At 67.6% G+C, this 14784-nt stretch carries 12 protein-coding genes and 1 tRNA gene; 5 read left to right on the forward strand and 8 right to left on the reverse strand.

What is annotated here, in order from left to right; genetic code table 11:
* Position 1: 1 nt before the first annotated feature.
* Positions 2-769 (reverse strand): ABC transporter permease, encoded by a 768-nt coding sequence (locus B1991_RS03665; RefSeq protein WP_425466646.1) that lies wholly within the window; start codon positions 767-769, stop codon positions 2-4.
* Between the two features lie 13 nt (positions 770-782).
* Positions 783-1712 carry an ABC transporter ATP-binding protein gene (locus B1991_RS03670; protein ID WP_136257352.1) on the reverse strand — a complete coding sequence of 310 codons (930 nt, stop codon included), beginning with the start codon at positions 1710-1712 and terminating at the stop codon, positions 783-785.
* Between the two features lie 294 nt (positions 1713-2006).
* Between B1991_RS03670 and B1991_RS03675 the strand changes: the two genes are divergently transcribed.
* From B1991_RS03675 to B1991_RS03690, 4 genes are all read left to right on the forward strand, one after another.
* Complete coding sequence (locus tag B1991_RS03675; protein WP_136257353.1) at positions 2007-3503, forward strand: aminotransferase class III-fold pyridoxal phosphate-dependent enzyme; 1497 nt, start codon at positions 2007-2009, stop codon at positions 3501-3503.
* Positions 3504-3657: 154 nt separating this feature from the next.
* Positions 3658-4002 (forward strand): PsiF family protein, encoded by a 345-nt coding sequence (locus B1991_RS03680; RefSeq protein WP_136257354.1) that lies wholly within the window; start codon positions 3658-3660, stop codon positions 4000-4002.
* A 101-nt stretch (positions 4003-4103) separates the two neighbouring features.
* The gene (gene upp / locus B1991_RS03685) at positions 4104-4745 is read left to right on the forward strand and encodes a uracil phosphoribosyltransferase (protein ID WP_136257355.1); all 642 of its coding nucleotides are present in this window, start codon (positions 4104-4106) and stop codon (positions 4743-4745) included.
* Positions 4746-4851: 106 nt separating this feature from the next.
* Complete coding sequence (locus B1991_RS03690; RefSeq protein ID WP_136257356.1) at positions 4852-7596, forward strand: lamin tail domain-containing protein; 2745 nt, start codon at positions 4852-4854, stop codon at positions 7594-7596.
* 50 nt (positions 7597-7646) lie between these two features.
* On the opposite strand, the gene pip is transcribed toward B1991_RS03690, so the two are convergent.
* Both pip and B1991_RS03700 read right to left on the reverse strand, forming a co-directional pair.
* On the reverse strand, positions 7647-8606 hold the full coding sequence (gene pip, locus B1991_RS03695) for a prolyl aminopeptidase (protein WP_136257357.1): 960 nt from the start codon (positions 8604-8606) through the stop codon (positions 7647-7649).
* 62 nt (positions 8607-8668) lie between these two features.
* Positions 8669-10060, reverse strand: coding sequence for an FAD-binding oxidoreductase (locus B1991_RS03700; protein WP_136257358.1), 1392 nt, complete (start codon positions 10058-10060; stop codon positions 8669-8671).
* A 122-nt stretch (positions 10061-10182) separates the two neighbouring features.
* Between B1991_RS03700 and serA the strand changes: the two genes are divergently transcribed.
* On the forward strand, positions 10183-11415 hold the full coding sequence (serA, locus tag B1991_RS03705) for a phosphoglycerate dehydrogenase (protein WP_136257359.1): 1233 nt from the start codon (positions 10183-10185) through the stop codon (positions 11413-11415).
* Between the two features lie 69 nt (positions 11416-11484).
* On the opposite strand, the gene B1991_RS03710 is transcribed toward serA, so the two are convergent.
* The 4 genes from B1991_RS03710 to pheT all read right to left on the reverse strand — a co-directional run bounded on the left by B1991_RS03710 (position 11485) and on the right by pheT (position 14685).
* A tRNA-Pro gene (locus tag B1991_RS03710) sits at positions 11485-11561 on the reverse strand.
* Between the two features lie 53 nt (positions 11562-11614).
* Positions 11615-11971, reverse strand: a complete 357-nt coding sequence (locus B1991_RS03715; protein ID WP_077513841.1) for a MerR family transcriptional regulator — start codon at positions 11969-11971, stop codon at positions 11615-11617.
* Positions 11952-12251: an integration host factor subunit alpha gene (gene ihfA / locus B1991_RS03720; RefSeq protein WP_136257360.1), complete on the reverse strand. Its 300-nt coding sequence runs from the start codon at positions 12249-12251 to the stop codon at positions 11952-11954. The genes B1991_RS03715 and ihfA overlap by 20 nt, the downstream gene beginning before the upstream one ends.
* Position 12252: 1 nt before the next feature.
* Positions 12253-14685 (reverse strand): phenylalanine--tRNA ligase subunit beta, encoded by a 2433-nt coding sequence (gene pheT, locus B1991_RS03725; RefSeq protein ID WP_136257361.1) that lies wholly within the window; start codon positions 14683-14685, stop codon positions 12253-12255.
* Positions 14686-14784 lie beyond the last annotated feature (99 nt).

Here is a 14784-nt window from a genome sequence, read left to right on the forward strand (position 1 = left end):
TTCAACCATTCCGGCGCAAGCGCCGCGCCGCCAGCCACAGGAAAACCGCAGCGAAACCGGCCAGCGCCAGCACGTGGCCCAGCAGTGGGTCATGGTTCAGACCCACTGCCGCCTGGGTCAACTGGTTGAGGTGATAGCTTGGCCACACCGGCGCGATCCGCTGCAGCGCACGCGGCAGCATCGACAGCGGCAGCCACAGCCCGGACAGGAACGCCATCGGCAGGTAGACCAGGTTGAGCAGCCCCGGCGCGCCCTGCCCCTTGAGCAAGGTGCCCACGAACATGCCCAGCGCGCAGAACGGCAGCACGCCGAACGCACCGGTCGCCAGCAGCGCCAGCATCTGGCCGGGCGACAAGCTGACGTGCGCCAGCAGGATGCCGATCGCCAGCAGCAGCGCGACCACCACGCTCGCGGCAATCATCGCCATCACCATCTTGCCCAGCAGGTAAGCACCCGGTGGCATCGGCAAGGCGCGCTTGAGCGTGAGCAGACCGCCGTCGCGCTCGATCGCCAGCGAGACGCCGAAGCCGAACAGGCCCGGCCCGATGATGCCGAACGCGCCATAGCTGGCCAGCAGGTAGCGCGACGCCTCGCCGTGATTGAGCAACACGCCGAACATCAGATAGAACACCGTCGAGAACAGCGTCATCGGCAGGATGAAACCCGGCGCACGCAGGTAGCGCAGGCATTCGCTGCGCATCTCGGCCAGGTAGGCGCCCAGCATGCGCCGGCGCGACATCGTGGCAGCGGCGGGCAACGGAATCGGCATGGCATGTTCCATCTCAGGCAACCTCGCGTCGTGTTTCGGGCAAGCCCTGTTCGGACTCGCGGGTGAGTTCGGTGAAGGCTTCGGCCAGGCCGGCGCGCTGCACTTCCAGTTCGCTCAGCTGCGGGTCGGCGTCGAGCAGGCGGCGCACCACGGCTTCGGCCGCCTCGGTGGTCACGTGCAGGCGGCCCTGGCGCCGTTCCGCCGCAGTGACCGCAGGCCAGCTGCAGACCACGCCGGCATCCACCGCGCTGAGGCAGCGGATGCGCCGGGTCGCGACCCGTGCGCGCAACGCTTCGACCGTCCCTTCGTGGATCACCCGCCCGCGCGCCATCACGCAGACCCGGTCGGCCAGTGCCTCGGCTTCCTCCAGGTAATGCGTGGTCAGCAACACCGAGCAACCCTCGGCCAGCAATTGGCGGATCGCCGCCCACAGCCTCTGCCGGGTCTCGATGTCCATGCCCACGGTCGGCTCGTCCAGGAACAGCAACTCGGGCCGGCCGCACAGCGCCAGTGCGAACTGCACGCGCCGCTGCTGGCCGCCGGACAGCTTCGCGTAGGGGCGCGTCAGCAGGTCGTCGACGCCCGCCATGCGGGCGCTCTCCGCCACGCTGCGGGGAGCCGGGTAGTAGCTCGCGGTCAGGCGCAGCAGCTCGCCCACCCGCAGCGTGCCGGGCAGTTCGGCGTGCTGCAGCATCACGCCGATGCGCTGGCGCGCGCGAACATCCTGGGGGTCGCGCCCGAACAGCTCGACCGTGCCGGCATCGGCGCGCAGCAGGCCCAGCAACAGGCTGATCGCCGTGGTCTTGCCGGCGCCGTTGGGGCCGAGCAGGGCCAGCAGTTCGCCGCGGCGCAGTTGCAGACCCGTGTTTTCCAGCGCAACCAGGCGCCCGTAGCGCTTCTCCACCCCCGCCAGTCGGGCTACCACCTGCTCGGAAACATTCATCGGCACGCTCCTCCTCGATGCCTGCAGCTTGGGCATTCCCGGGCCGATTGCCCATGCGCCGGCGTCAGTCATCGGGGGTGACAGCCGTCATGCCGGGGGTACCGGAGACCCGGCCCGTCGCGTTATGCTGGGCCACTGATCTTGCGCGACCGGCCACGTCCGGGCGCCCCGAAGGGGGCTCGCCACGCTGGAATTTGCGCTACGCAAGAATTTCCGGCCCACGACGCCCACGCGCGGATCGAGCGGCCTGCTTCGCGCCGGGTGCGAGGCGCCGACGTCTACGAGGAGAATGTCATGGGTGTGATCAACCAGCTGCGCGAACTGCGCGAATTCGGCGGCAAGCCCCGCACCACCGGTCTGGACGACGCCAGCATCGAGCGCATGGCGGCGAACGATCCGCTGCTGGGCCAGGCGATCGCCGAGGCCGTCGCACGTCATCGCGAACTGCGCGACGAGCTGGGGGATTTCCTCAAGCTCGACGAAGCCGAGCAACTGGCCAAGGCGCAGGCGGGTTTCGTCAACTTCTACCCGGACGACGCGATCAATCCGTACCTGCCCGCCGCCGCACGCGGCCCGTGGATCGTCACGCTGAAGGGCGCGGTGGTGCACGACAACGGCGGCTACGGCATGCTCGGTTTCGGCCACAACGACGCGGCCATCCTGGCGGCGCTGTCGCGTCCGCAGGTGATGGCCAACGTGATGTCGCCCAGCGTGGCGCAGATGCGTTTTACCGCCGCGCTCGACAAGGAGCTCGGCCGCAGCCGCGGCAAGAATCCATACGAACATTACCTGTGCCTCAACTCCGGCTCCGAGTCGGTGTCGCTGGCCTGCCGCATCGCGGACGTCAACGCCAAGGCGATGACCGATGCCGGCGCGCGCCATGCGGGCCGCACGATCAAGCGGCTGGCGGTGAAGGGCGCCTTCCACGGCCGCACCGAGGCGCCGGCGCTGTATTCGGACTCCTCGCGCAAGACCTACCAGCAGAACCTGGCCAGCTACCGCCACGAGGAGAGCGTGATCACGGTGGCGCCGTATGACGTGGCGCAACTGAAGGCCGCGTTCGCCGATGCCGACAAGCACGGCTGGTTCATCGAGGCCATGTTCCTGGAACCGGTGATGGGCGAAGGCGACCCGGGACGGGCGGTGACGCCCGAGTTCTACAGTGCCGCCCGCGAGCTGACCGAGGCGCACGGCACCCTGCTGCTGGTCGATTCCATCCAGGCCGGCCTGCGCGCGCACGGCGTGCTGTCGATCACCGACTACCCCGGTTTCGAGAAACTGCCGGCGCCGGACATGGAAACCTTCTCCAAGGCGCTCAACGCCGGCCAGTACCCGCTGTCGGTGCTGGCGGTGGGCGACCGCGCCGCCGGGTTGTACCGCAAGGGCATCTACGGCAACACCATGACTGCCAACCCGCGCGCACTCGACGTGGCGCTGGCCACGCTGGGCGAATTGACCGACGAGGTGCGGCAGAACATCCGCGAGCGCGGCAAGGAGTTCGTCGACAAACTCGGTGCGCTCAAGCACGAGCTGGGCGGCCTGATCACCAAGGTGCAGGGTACCGGCCTGCTGTTCTCCTGCGAGCTGGCCCCGGAATACAAGTGCTACGGCGCCGATTCGACCGAGGAATACATGCGCGAGCATGGCATCGGCGTGATCCACGGCGGCGTCAACTCATTGCGCTTCACCCCGCATTTCAAGGTCACCAGCGCCGAGGTCGACCTGATCGTCGCCCACGTGCGCAAGGCCTTGCTGGAAGGTCCGCGCAAGGCCAAGGCCGAAGCGGCCTGAGCTGCGCGGTCACCCACACCAGCTGCGGCGAAACACGACATTTCGCCGCAGCTGAATACTTCATGCACGTAAGAACTTGCCGACTGCCTTGACAGTGTCCCCCTGCCTAGACTGATCCGGCCGGCAGCTGCCGGTCACCCAGGGAGGATTCACCATGTCACTGTCACTGCGCCTGCTCGCCGTCAGCGCCGCCTTCGCCTTTGCCGGTACCGCCTTCGCGGCCAGCCCGGCGACGCCTGCAGCCACCAAGCCGCATACTGCCCAGCAACAGCGGATGATCGACTGCAATCACCAGGCCACCGGCAAGAAGGGCGCCGAGCGCAAGGCGTTCATGAGTTCGTGCCTGAAGGGCCACGCCTCGGCATCTGCGGCGACCGGCACGACCCAGCGCACGAAGATGAAGAGCTGCAATGCGGACGCCACGAGCAAGGCGCTCAAGGGCGCCGACCGCAAGGCGTTCATGAGCTCCTGCCTGAAAGGCGAAGCGACCGCGCACTGAGCACGCCCCGACACGCTGCCCGCGCCCGCGTGCGTGGGCAGCGTTGCTTCGCTAAGCTCTTCGGACTGTCGCGCCCGGCGCCGCTACCAGACCGTCCACCAATGAAGATCGTCGAAGTCCGCCACCCCCTGATCCAGCACAAGCTGGGTCTGATGCGTCGCGCCGGCATCAGCACCAAGGAGTTTCGCGAGCTCGCTTCCGAAGTCGCCGCCCTGCTCACCTACGAGGCCACCAAGGATCTGGAGACGGTCGAGGAGGAGATCGAGGGTTGGGCCGGTCCGCTGCGCGTGCACCGGATCAAGGGCCGCAAGATCACCATCGTGCCCATCCTGCGCGCCGGTCTGGGCATGCTGCCAGGCGTGCTCGACATGATTCCGGCGGCCAAGGTCAGCGTGGTCGGCCTGCAACGCGACGAGCACACGCTCAAGCCCGTCACCTACTACGAGAAACTCACCGGTCGCATGGACGAACGCATCGCGCTGATCGTCGACCCCATGCTGGCCACCGCCGGCACCCTGGTCGCCACCGTCGACATGCTCAAGGCGGCCGGCTGCAAGCGCATCAAGGGGCTGTTCCTGGTCGCCGCACCGGAAGGGCTCGAACGCATCACCGCGACGCACCCCGACATCGAGATCTACACCGCCTCGATCGACCAGCGGCTCAACGAGAACGGCTACATCCTGCCCGGCCTGGGCGACGCCGGCGACAAGATCTTCGGCACCAAGCAGCTGCCCTCCGGCTGACAACACGGCCCCGACAGGCACGCCGCGTCGCTTTCACGGCATGGTCACGTGGCGCCAATAAACTCGGCGCGTTCCGGCTGACCGGACTTCATCGGGGGGAGACACCATGTTCGCAAAGCTCGCGCAACGCGGCCTGTGGCTGTTGCTGGCCGGCGTCGCCTCGACGTTCGCCGCACAGGCTGCCGACGTCAGCATCGACCAGTTCCGGGTCCGCGGTCCCGCCGGCGGCAACGACGAGTTCGTCGAACTGTTCAACGCCGGCCCTGCGGCCATCGACTTGTCGGCGTACAAGTTCAACGCCTCCAACGCCAGCGGCAGCATCGGCACGCGACTCACCTTCCCCGCCGGCACGCAACTGGCATCGGGTTGCCACCTGCTGCTGACCAACAGTGCCAGCAGCGGCTACTCCGGCAGCGTGCCGGGCGATCTCACCTACGCCACCGGCGTCACCGACACCGGCGGCCTGGCCCTGCTCGACGCCGACGGCAACATCGTCGACCAGGTGGGCCTCAGCACCGGTTCGGCCTACAAGGCGGGTACGCCGCTGGCCTCGCTGGGCAGCAGCAATACCGACCAAGGCTACCAGCGGCGACAGACTGCGGCCGGCCTGCCACAGAACACCGGCGACAACAGCGCCGATTTCGTCACCGTGAGCCCGACCCAGCCGCACAACAGCACCAGCCCCTGCGTGGCCATGGGCCCGTCGCTGTCGATAGCCGACAGCAGCATCAGCGTGCATGGCGCCGGTGACGTGGCCATGCCGTTCACCATCACCATGAACCAAGCAGCCCCGAGCGGCGGCACCAGCGTGCACGTGGCCACCGCCAACGGCAGCGCCACTGCGGGCGTGGAGTACGAGGCGCTGGACACCACCCTCACCATCGCCGCGGGCGAGACCCAGGCCAGTTTCAACGTGGTCGTGCACGGGCGCACCACGCCGGCCGACGACAAGAGCTTCAGCGTCACGCTCAGCGATCCCGGCGACGGCGTGGCGCTGGGCGACGCCACCGCCACCGGCACCATCCATTACGACATCCCGGTGCAGGCGGAGATCTGGCAGATCAACGGCAGCGGGCAGCGGGCCGCCCTGCTCGGCAAGTCGGTGCTGACCTACGGCAACGTGGTCACCGCGGTGGGCCCGCTGGGCTTCACCATGCAGACGCCCGATGCGCGCGCCGACGCCAGCCCGCTGACTTCCAACGGCGTGTACGTCTTCACCAACAGCATACCGACAGTGCACGTGGGCGATGCCGTGGACGTGGCTGCACGGGTGGACGACTACTACGGCCTCACCGAACTGAAGAACGCCACGGTCAACGTGGTCGACCGCCACGTGCGCCTGCCGCGTGCGGTCGTGTTCGACCGGCGCACGCCCTCGCCCGATCCGGACCATCTCTCCTGCGGCGCCACCAATTTCCAGTGCTTCATGAGCATGCGCGTGCGCATCGACCACGGCATGATCAACACCGGCAACAAGCGCTTCAGCAGCGAACCGTATGCGGAGGTCAGCATCACCGCGAATGGCCGACGCTCGCTGCGCCAGCCCGGCGTGGTATTCGGCGTGCCGGTGCCCGCAGGCGTGGACCTGCCCAACTGGAGCGGCAACCCGGAAGTGTTCAAGATGAACACGGCCGACTTCGGTGCGGTGCCGCTGAACACGCCGTTCAACGCCGGCAGCACCTTCCACGCCGAGGGCGTGATCTCCTACGACTTCGGTGCCTACACCTTCATCCCCACGCAGTTCCGGCTGGCGTACGCCGCACCAATGCCGCGGCCGGTCTCGCCCACCCCGCTGCTGGCACTGCGCATCGGCGCGTTCAACATGGAACGCTTCTGCGACAGTGTGTTCGACACCACCTACACCTGCAGCGGCGGCAGCAAGGAGCCCACGCCGGACGCCGTCGCGCTGAAGACCCGGCGCCTGTCCAGCTACGTCGGCAGCGTGCTGCAACTGCCCGACGTGCTGTCGGCGGAGGAAGTGGAGACCCTGCCGATCCTGCAGGGCCTGGCCACGCAGATCCTTGCCGACTATGGCGTGGCGTACGACGCCTATCTGCTGCCCGGCCACGATCCCAGCGGCATCAACGTGGGCTTCCTGGTGCGCCGCGACCGCGTGCAGGTACTTTCGGTGCAGCAACTCGCCGCCGGCGAAACCTGGGACGACGACGGCCACACCGCCTTCATCCACGACCACCCGCCGCTGCTGCTCACCGCGCAGGCAGGCCACACGCGCTTCCAGGTCATCTCGGTGCACATGAAGGCGCGCTCGAACGTCGACGACGATACCGCCGACGCCGAGCGCGATCGCGAGAAGCGCTTCCTGCAGGCGAAATCACTGGCCAGCCAGGTGCAGGCATTGCAGCAAGCCGATCCGCGCATGCCGCTGCTGGTGGTGGGCGACTTCAATGCCTACCAGTTCACCGATGGCTGGACCGACGTGGTGAACCTGGTCGCCGGCCGCTACGACGACAACCAGAACCTGCTCAAGCTCGGCCACAATATCGTGCAGCCGGCGCTGTGGAACGCCGTGAACACGGTGCCGCCCAACGATCGCTACTCGTTCCTGTACACGCAGAATTTCGGCGAGATCCAGGGCTATACCAGGGCCGGCAGCGGCAACCCCGGGCGCACCGTGCCGACCTTCCAGGTGCTGGACCACGCCCTGCTCAACGTGCCGGCGCGGCTGCGCTTCCTGGACATGCAGTTCGGCCGCGCCGACCTCGACGCGCCGGCGCAGACCGTCGACGATGCCGCCAGCGCCAGCGACTGGACGCGGGCGATCGGCGTCTCGGACCATGACGGTTTCGTGGTGGACCTGTTCGTGCCGCTGATCCACCGGCGACTGCACTGAACACACCCCGCGAAGGCCGCCGACCGGCGGCCTTCGCACGTTGACCGGGCTCAGCGACCGAAGCGGTCGGTGGCTTCCAGCAACTGGTGCAGGATGCCCGGCTCGAACGCCGAATGGCCGGCGTCCTGCACGATGTGCAGGTCGGCTTCGGGCCAGGCACGGTGCAGATCCCATGCGCTGCGCAATGGGCACACCACGTCGTAGCGGCCCTGCACGATCACGGCCGGAATATGGCGGATGCGATCCACGTTGCGCAGCAACTGATCGTCGTGTTCGAAGAAGCCGCCGTTGACGAAGTAATGGCATTCGATGCGGGCAAAGGCCAGCGCGAAGTCGTCCGCGGCACTCGATTCGATGTGCGACTTGTCCTGCCACAGGAAGCTGGTGGCGCCTTCCCATACCGACCAGGCGCGCGCCGCCGCGCTGCGCACCGCGGCGTCGTCGCTGGTCAGGCGACGGTGGTAGGCACTCATCAGGTCGCCGCGCTCCACCTCGGGAATCGCCGCCAGATAGGTTTCCCATGCGTCCGGGTACAGCGCGTCGCAACCCTTCTGGTAGAACCATTCCAGTTCTTCCCGGCGCAGCATGAAGATGCCGCGCAGCACCAGCTCGGTCACCTTGTCCGGATGGGTCTGCGCGTACGCCAGCGCCAGGGTCGAACCCCACGATCCGCCGAACACCTGCCAGCGGTCGATGCCAAGGTGCTCGCGCACGCGCTCGATGTCGGCGACCAGGTCCCAGGTGGTGTTGTCGGTGAGTTCGGCATGCGGAGTCGACTGGCCGCAGCCGCGCTGGTCGAACAGCACGATGCGATAGATCGCCGGATCGAAGAAGCGCCGGCACTTCGGATTGGTGCCGCCGCCCGGGCCGCCGTGCAGGAACACCACCGGCTTGCCGTGCGGGTTGCCGCTCTGCTCGTAGTACAGCGTGTGCAGCGGCGATACCGGCAGCATGCCGCGGTTGAACGGCTCGATCTCGGGGTACAGCGAACGCAGCGGCGACGACGGCATGACGGCTCCTTCGAATCCACAGACAAGCCGCCAAGGCTAGCACGGGCGCGGTTTGCAGGCCCTCAATCGTCGGCGAACAGCTTGCCGGGGTTGAGGATGCCCCGCGGGTCGAACACCTTGCGCACGCCACGCATCAGGGCGATTTCCGCCGCGTCGCGGGTGCTGTCCAGGTAGGCCCGCTTGACCAGGCCGATGCCGTGTTCCGCCGAGATGCTGCCGCCATGGCGCTGCAGCGTGTCCGCCAGCAGGTGGGTGACGTGTTCGCACTGTTCGATGAACGCGGCCTCGGCAAGATCATCCGGCCGCAACACGTTGATGTGCAGGTTGCCGTCACCGATGTGGCCGAACCAGATCACTTCGGCCCGCGGATACTTGCGTGCCAGCAAGGCCTGCATCTCGTGCAGGAACGCCGGCACCGCACCGACCCGCACCGCGATGTCGTTCTTGTACGGCCGCCGCGGCGCCAGGCTCTCGGTGATGCCTTCGCGCAGCCGCCACAGCGCGGCAGCCTGCGCCTCGCTCTGCGCGATCACGCCGTCGCTGACCCAACCCTGCTCCAGTGCCTGCTCGAACACGGCCAGCGCCGCTTCCTGCTGTCGTTCGTCGGCGGCGTCGAACTCGGTGACCACGTAGTACGGATGGTCCCCGTCGATGGCGCGCTGCGCACCGTGTGCCAGTACGTGGCGCAGCGCGTGGTCGGTGAAGAATTCGAATGCCTGCAGTTCCAGCCGCGCGCGGAACAGCGCGAATACCTGCATCAGCGCGTCCATGTCCGGCAGCGCCAGCAGCATCACCTGCGAGGGCGGCGGCGGATCGGTGAGCTTCAGCGTCGCCTCCACCACGATGCCCAGCGTGCCTTCCGAGCCCACCAGCAACTGGCGGAAATCGTAGCCGCTGGAGTTCTTCACCAGGCCGCGATTGAGTTCGAGCAGCTCCCCGTTGCCGGCGACCACCTTCAACCCGGCGATCCACTCGCGCGTGTTGCCATAGCGGATTACCCGTATGCCGCCGGCGTTGGTGGCGATGTTGCCGCCGATCGAACACGAGCCGCGCGCCGCGAAATCGACCGGATAGATCAATCCATGCTGGCGTGCCGCGTCATGGACGTGCTGCAGGATCATCCCCGCCTGCACGGTGAGGGTGCGATCGACCGCATCGAAGCCGAGCACGCGCTGCATCCGCTCCAGGCTGAGTACCAGCTCGCCATTGGCTGCAACGGCGCCGCCGGACAAACCGGTACGCCCGCCCGAGGGCACGATCGCCACCGCCTGCTCGTTGGCCCAGCGCACGATCGCCTGCACCTCCTCCACCGACACCGGCAGGGCAATCGCCAGCGGCGCCGGCGTCCAGCGCCGGGTCCAGTCACGCCCGTAGTGTTCGAGGTCAGCCGGGGCCGTCAGCAGGCGCAGTTCGGGCAGGCGACGGGACAGATCGGCGAGGCGGTCATGGGACATGCGGCGGCTCCGGGGTGTCCGCACAGACTGCCAGCCGCGCTGGAGCACGTCCAGTGTTGCAGTGCGGCAATTCCTCGCCTACTCTGGACCGACCGCCGCCACCCACCGGACACGCCACGAAGATGCAGACCTCCTATCCGCGCCAGGACATCAAGGTATTGCTGCTGGAGGGGGTCAGCGCCAGCGCGGTGGAGGTGTTCCACCGGGCGGGCTACAGCCAGGTCGAGTTGCACGCCAAGTCGCTGCCCGAGGATGAACTCAAGGCGCGCATCGGCGAAGCCCACATCATCGGCATCCGTTCGCGCACGCAACTCACCGCCGAGGTGCTGGCGCAGGCCAAGCGGCTGATTGCGGTGGGCTGCTTCTGCATCGGCACCAACCAGGTGAACCTGGGCGCCGCCCGCCTGGCCGGCGTGCCGGTGTTCAACGCGCCCTATTCCAACACCCGCAGCGTGGCCGAACTGGTGATTGCCGAGGCGATCATGCTGCTGCGCGGCATTCCGCAGAAGAACGCGCAATGCCACCGCGGCGGCTGGGCCAAGTCGGCCAACGGCAGCTACGAGACGCGCGACAAGGTGCTCGGCATCGTCGGCTACGGCCACATCGGCACCCAGGTCGGCGTACTGGCCGAGAGCCTGGGCATGCGGGTGATCTTCCACGACATCGAGACCAAGCTGGCGCTGGGCAATGCCCGCGCGGTATCCAGCCTGGACGAGCTGCTGGAACGCTCGGACGTGGTCACCCTGCACGTGCCGGAGACCCCGGCCACGCAGCTGATGATCCGCGCCGAACAGCTGGCGAAAATGCACGCCGGCGCCATGCTGATCAACGCCTCGCGCGGCAGCGTGGTCGACATCGAGGCGCTGGCCACGGCCTTGCGCGAAGGAAAGCTGGCCGGCGCCGCGGTCGACGTGTTCCCGCTCGAACCCAAGGGCAACGACGACGCCTTCGTCTCGCCGCTGGTGGGCATGGACAACGTGATCCTGACCCCGCATATCGGCGGCAGCACGCTGGAGGCGCAGGACAACATCGGCATCGAGGTCGCCAGCAAGCTGGTGCGCTACAGCGACAACGGCTCGACCCTGTCGGCGGTGAACTTCCCGGAAGTCACCCTGCCCGAACACCCGCACAGCCGCCGCCTGTTGCACATCCACCGCAACGTGCCGGGCACGCTGTCGCGCATCAACGAACTGTTCTCCGCCGGCAACCTCAACATCGACGCGCAGTTCTTGCAGACCGACAGCGAGGTGGGCTACGTGGTGATCGACGTCAGCGCCGACGAGGCCCAGGCGAATGCGTTGAAGGCGCAGATGGCGGCGATCCCGGGGACGCTGCGCAGCCGGGTGCTGTATTGAACGCCCGAGTCCCGAATCCCGAACATGAAAAAAGCGCCCAATAGGCGCTTTTTTTGTCTGAAACCGAATTGGTCGGGGCGGCCGGATTCGAACCGACGACCCTCTGCCCCCCAGGCAGATGCGCTACCAGGCTGCGCTACGCCCCGACGAAACGGCGATTCTAGCAGCTTGTGGCGCGCTGCCGGAAGCGGGATCTCGCTCAGCGACGCAGCAGCGTCAGCACTTCTTCCAGCTCCATCCGCACCTGACGCACGATCTGGTGCGACATGCTGGATTCCAGTCGTGCCTGCGGGCCTTCCAGCCGTGCGCGCGCGCCGGTAATGGTGAAGCCCTCGTCGTACAGCAGCGAGCGGATCTGGCGGATCATCAGCACGTCGTGGCGCTGGTAATAACGGCGGTTGCCACGGCGCTTGACGGGGTTGAGGGCCGGAAACTCCTGCTCCCAGTACCTCAGCACGTGGGGCTTCACACCGCACAGCTCGCCCACTTCACCGATGGTGAAGTAGCGCTTGGCCGGGATGGCCGGCAGTTCGGTGTTATTCCCTTGATCCAGCATAGCCTTCGACTCTCACCTTGAGTTTCTGCCCCGGTCGGAACGTCACCACCCGCCGCGCGGAGATCGGGATCTCCTCGCCGGTCTTGGGGTTGCGCCCCGGCCGCTGGTTCTTCATGCGCAGGTCGAAATTGCCGAAGCCGGACAGCTTCACCTGCTCGCCGTTCTCCAGCGCGCCGCGCACTACCTCGAAGTAGGCATCCACGAATTCCTTGGCCTCACGCTTGTTGAGACCCACGTCGAGGAAAAGCCGCTCGGCCATTTCCGCCTTGGTCAGCGCCATCTCATCCTCGCAGTTTCCCCTGGCATGTCTGCTCCAACGCGTTCACCGCTTCGCGTACCCAGTGATCCGCGTCGTCATCTGTAAGGGTGCGTGAAGCGTCCTGCAAAATCAAGCCCATAGCGAGACTCTTTCGGCCTGCTTCGACGCCTTTGCCACTGTAACGGTCGAACAACCGCAGCTCCCGCAGCCGCGCGCCCAGCGTGCCGCGAACGGTTTGTTCGATCCGTGACCAGCTGACGCTTTCCGGCAAGTCCATCGCGATATCGCGGCGCACCGCCGGGAAGCGCGGGATCGCGGTCGCCCGGGGCAGGCGACGCGCCAGCAGCGGCTCCAGCGCCACTTCCAGCACGTGCACATCGGGGCCGAGATCGAGCTCCCGCGCCAGCCCGGGATGCAAGGCGCCGAGATAGCCGACCGTCTCGCCATCTCGCGCGACGCGGGCGCCGCGGCCCGGATGCAGCCAGGACGGCAGTTCATCGGCATGGATCGACCAGCGCTCCGGCTCGCCGCCCCAGGCGATCAGCGCATCCAGGTCACCTTTGAGATCGTGGAAATCGAGCGTGCGCGACGGCTCGCCCCATTGTTCGGCGCGCGCGTTGCCGCTGGCCACGATGGCCAGGCTGGGCGTTTCCACCGGCGGGTCGCCGGCCTGCGGATGCGTCAGGCCGTGGATGCCCGGCTCCTCGCGCCCGACCGGACCGTGCCGGAACACCCGCGCCACTTCGAACAGGCGCACACGACCCTGCTGGCGTGCGCGGTTGTGCCGCAACGCCTCGACCAGGCCCGGCAACAGCGAGGGGCGCATCACCGCCAGGTCGGCCGACAGCGGATTGGCCAGGGGCACCACTCGCTCGTTGAAGCCCCAGCTGGAGAGCAACTGGGCCGCCACGAACGACAGGTTGACGGCTTCATAGTAGCCACGCGCCGCCAGTTGCTCGCGCAGCGCCAGCTCGTTGATGCGTGCTTCGGGCTCGATCGCCAGCGCCAGCGCGCCGGACGGCGAATGAGTCGGGATCTTGTCGTAGCCGAAGATGCGCGCGACCTCCTCGATCAGGTCTTCCTCGCGCTCGATGTCGAAGCGGCCGCTCGGCGCGGTGACCTGCCAGCCATCGGCGGTCGTTTCCACCCGCATGCCCAGCGCGGTGAAGATACGCGCCACCTCGGCGTCCGCCACGTCCGCCCCGAGCACGCGCTTCAGGCGTGCGCGGCGCAAGGTCAGGGGCACCGGCTGCGGCAGGTCCGCGGCGTTCTCGGCCACCAGCACCGGGCCGGCCCGACCACCGGCAATCGCCAGCAGCAGTTCGCTGGCGCGCTCCAGCGCGCGACGCGGCAAGCCCGGATCGACGCCGCGCTCGAAGCGGTGCGAGGCATCGGTGTGCAGGCCCAGCTTGCGTGCGCGGCCCATGATCGCGGCCGGAGCGAAATGCGCGGACTCCAGAAACACGTTGCGCGTGGCGTCGGTGACGCGCGAGTCGTGGCCGCCCATCACGCCGGCCACCGCCAGCGCCTTCTTTTCGTCGGCGATCACCACGAAACCTTCGTCGAGTTTTGCCTCGTTGCCGTCGAGCAGTTTCAGCGTCTCGCCGGTGTGCGCGTGGCGCACCACAATGTCGCCGTCCAGCGTATCGTCGTCGAAGGCGTGCATGGGCTGGCCCAATTCCAGCATCACGTAATTGGTGACGTCGACCACCGCGTTGATCGGGCGCAGGCCGGCGCGGCGCAGGCGCTCGGCCAGCCACAGCGGGGTTTTCGCCGCCAGGTCGATACCCTCGATGATGCGCCCGAGATAGCGCGGCGCATCCTTGCCCGCCTCCAGGCGGATGCCGCGGCGCGCTTCGCTGCTCACGGGCACCGCCGCCTGCGCGACTGTCTTCACGTGACTGCCGAACAGCGCGGCCACGTCATGTGCCAGGCCGACCAGGCCGAGACAGTCGGGGCGGTTCGGAGTGAGCTTCAGTTCGAAGCTGGCGTCGGGCAGGCCGAGGTAGGCTGCCAGCGGCTTGCCCACCGGCGCATCCAGGGGCAGTTCCAGCAGGCCGGAGGCATCGGCGTCGATGCCCAGTTCCTTCGCCGAACACAACATGCCGAACGATTCCACGCCACGCAGCTTGGCCGCCTTGATGGCGATGCCACCCGGCAACGTCGCGCCCACCGTCGCCAGCGGCACCTTGATGCCCACCCGCGCGTTCGGCGCACCGCACACGATCTGCAGCGGCTCGCCCTGCCCGGCATCGACCTTGCACACCTGCAGCCGGTCGGCTTGAGGATGTTTCTCGGCCGCGACGATCTCGGCCACCACCACGCCAGCCAACCCATCACCCAGCGGCGTGAGCTCTTCCACCTCCAGCCCGGCCATGGTCAGCGCATGCGCCAATGCCGCACGGTCAGCGTTGACCTCGACCAGTTCACGCAGCCAGTTTTCGGAGAATTTCATGGTTTGAGTCCGGGATTCGGGATTGGGGATTCGGGATTCGGAAAGGCAGGCATCCGAGGCTCTTGCGAATCCCGAATCCCCAACCCCGAATCCCGCTTC

Source organism: Rhodanobacter lindaniclasticus (assembly GCF_004799035.1).
Taxonomy (GTDB): Bacteria; Pseudomonadota; Gammaproteobacteria; order Xanthomonadales; family Rhodanobacteraceae; genus Rhodanobacter; species Rhodanobacter lindaniclasticus.

What these genes read in the sequence shown, in the direction of transcription:
- B1991_RS03665 (WP_425466646.1), bottom strand. Translation starts at nt 769, where the DNA reads ATGCCGATTCCGTTGCCCGCCGCTGCCACGATGTCGCGCCGGCGCATG.
- B1991_RS03670 (WP_136257352.1), bottom strand. Translation starts at nt 1,712, where the DNA reads ATGAATGTTTCCGAGCAGGTGGTAGCCCGACTGGCGGGGGTGGAGAAG.
- B1991_RS03675 (WP_136257353.1), top strand. Translation starts at nt 2,007, where the DNA reads ATGGGTGTGATCAACCAGCTGCGCGAACTGCGCGAATTCGGCGGCAAG.
- B1991_RS03680 (WP_136257354.1), top strand. Translation starts at nt 3,658, where the DNA reads ATGTCACTGTCACTGCGCCTGCTCGCCGTCAGCGCCGCCTTCGCCTTT.
- upp (WP_136257355.1), top strand. Translation starts at nt 4,104, where the DNA reads ATGAAGATCGTCGAAGTCCGCCACCCCCTGATCCAGCACAAGCTGGGT.
- B1991_RS03690 (WP_136257356.1), top strand. Translation starts at nt 4,852, where the DNA reads ATGTTCGCAAAGCTCGCGCAACGCGGCCTGTGGCTGTTGCTGGCCGGC.
- pip (WP_136257357.1), bottom strand. Translation starts at nt 8,606, where the DNA reads ATGCCGTCGTCGCCGCTGCGTTCGCTGTACCCCGAGATCGAGCCGTTC.
- B1991_RS03700 (WP_136257358.1), bottom strand. Translation starts at nt 10,060, where the DNA reads ATGTCCCATGACCGCCTCGCCGATCTGTCCCGTCGCCTGCCCGAACTG.
- serA (WP_136257359.1), top strand. Translation starts at nt 10,183, where the DNA reads ATGCAGACCTCCTATCCGCGCCAGGACATCAAGGTATTGCTGCTGGAG.
- B1991_RS03715 (WP_077513841.1), bottom strand. Translation starts at nt 11,971, where the DNA reads ATGCTGGATCAAGGGAATAACACCGAACTGCCGGCCATCCCGGCCAAG.
- ihfA (WP_136257360.1), bottom strand. Translation starts at nt 12,251, where the DNA reads ATGGCGCTGACCAAGGCGGAAATGGCCGAGCGGCTTTTCCTCGACGTG.
- pheT (WP_136257361.1), bottom strand. Translation starts at nt 14,685, where the DNA reads ATGAAATTCTCCGAAAACTGGCTGCGTGAACTGGTCGAGGTCAACGCT.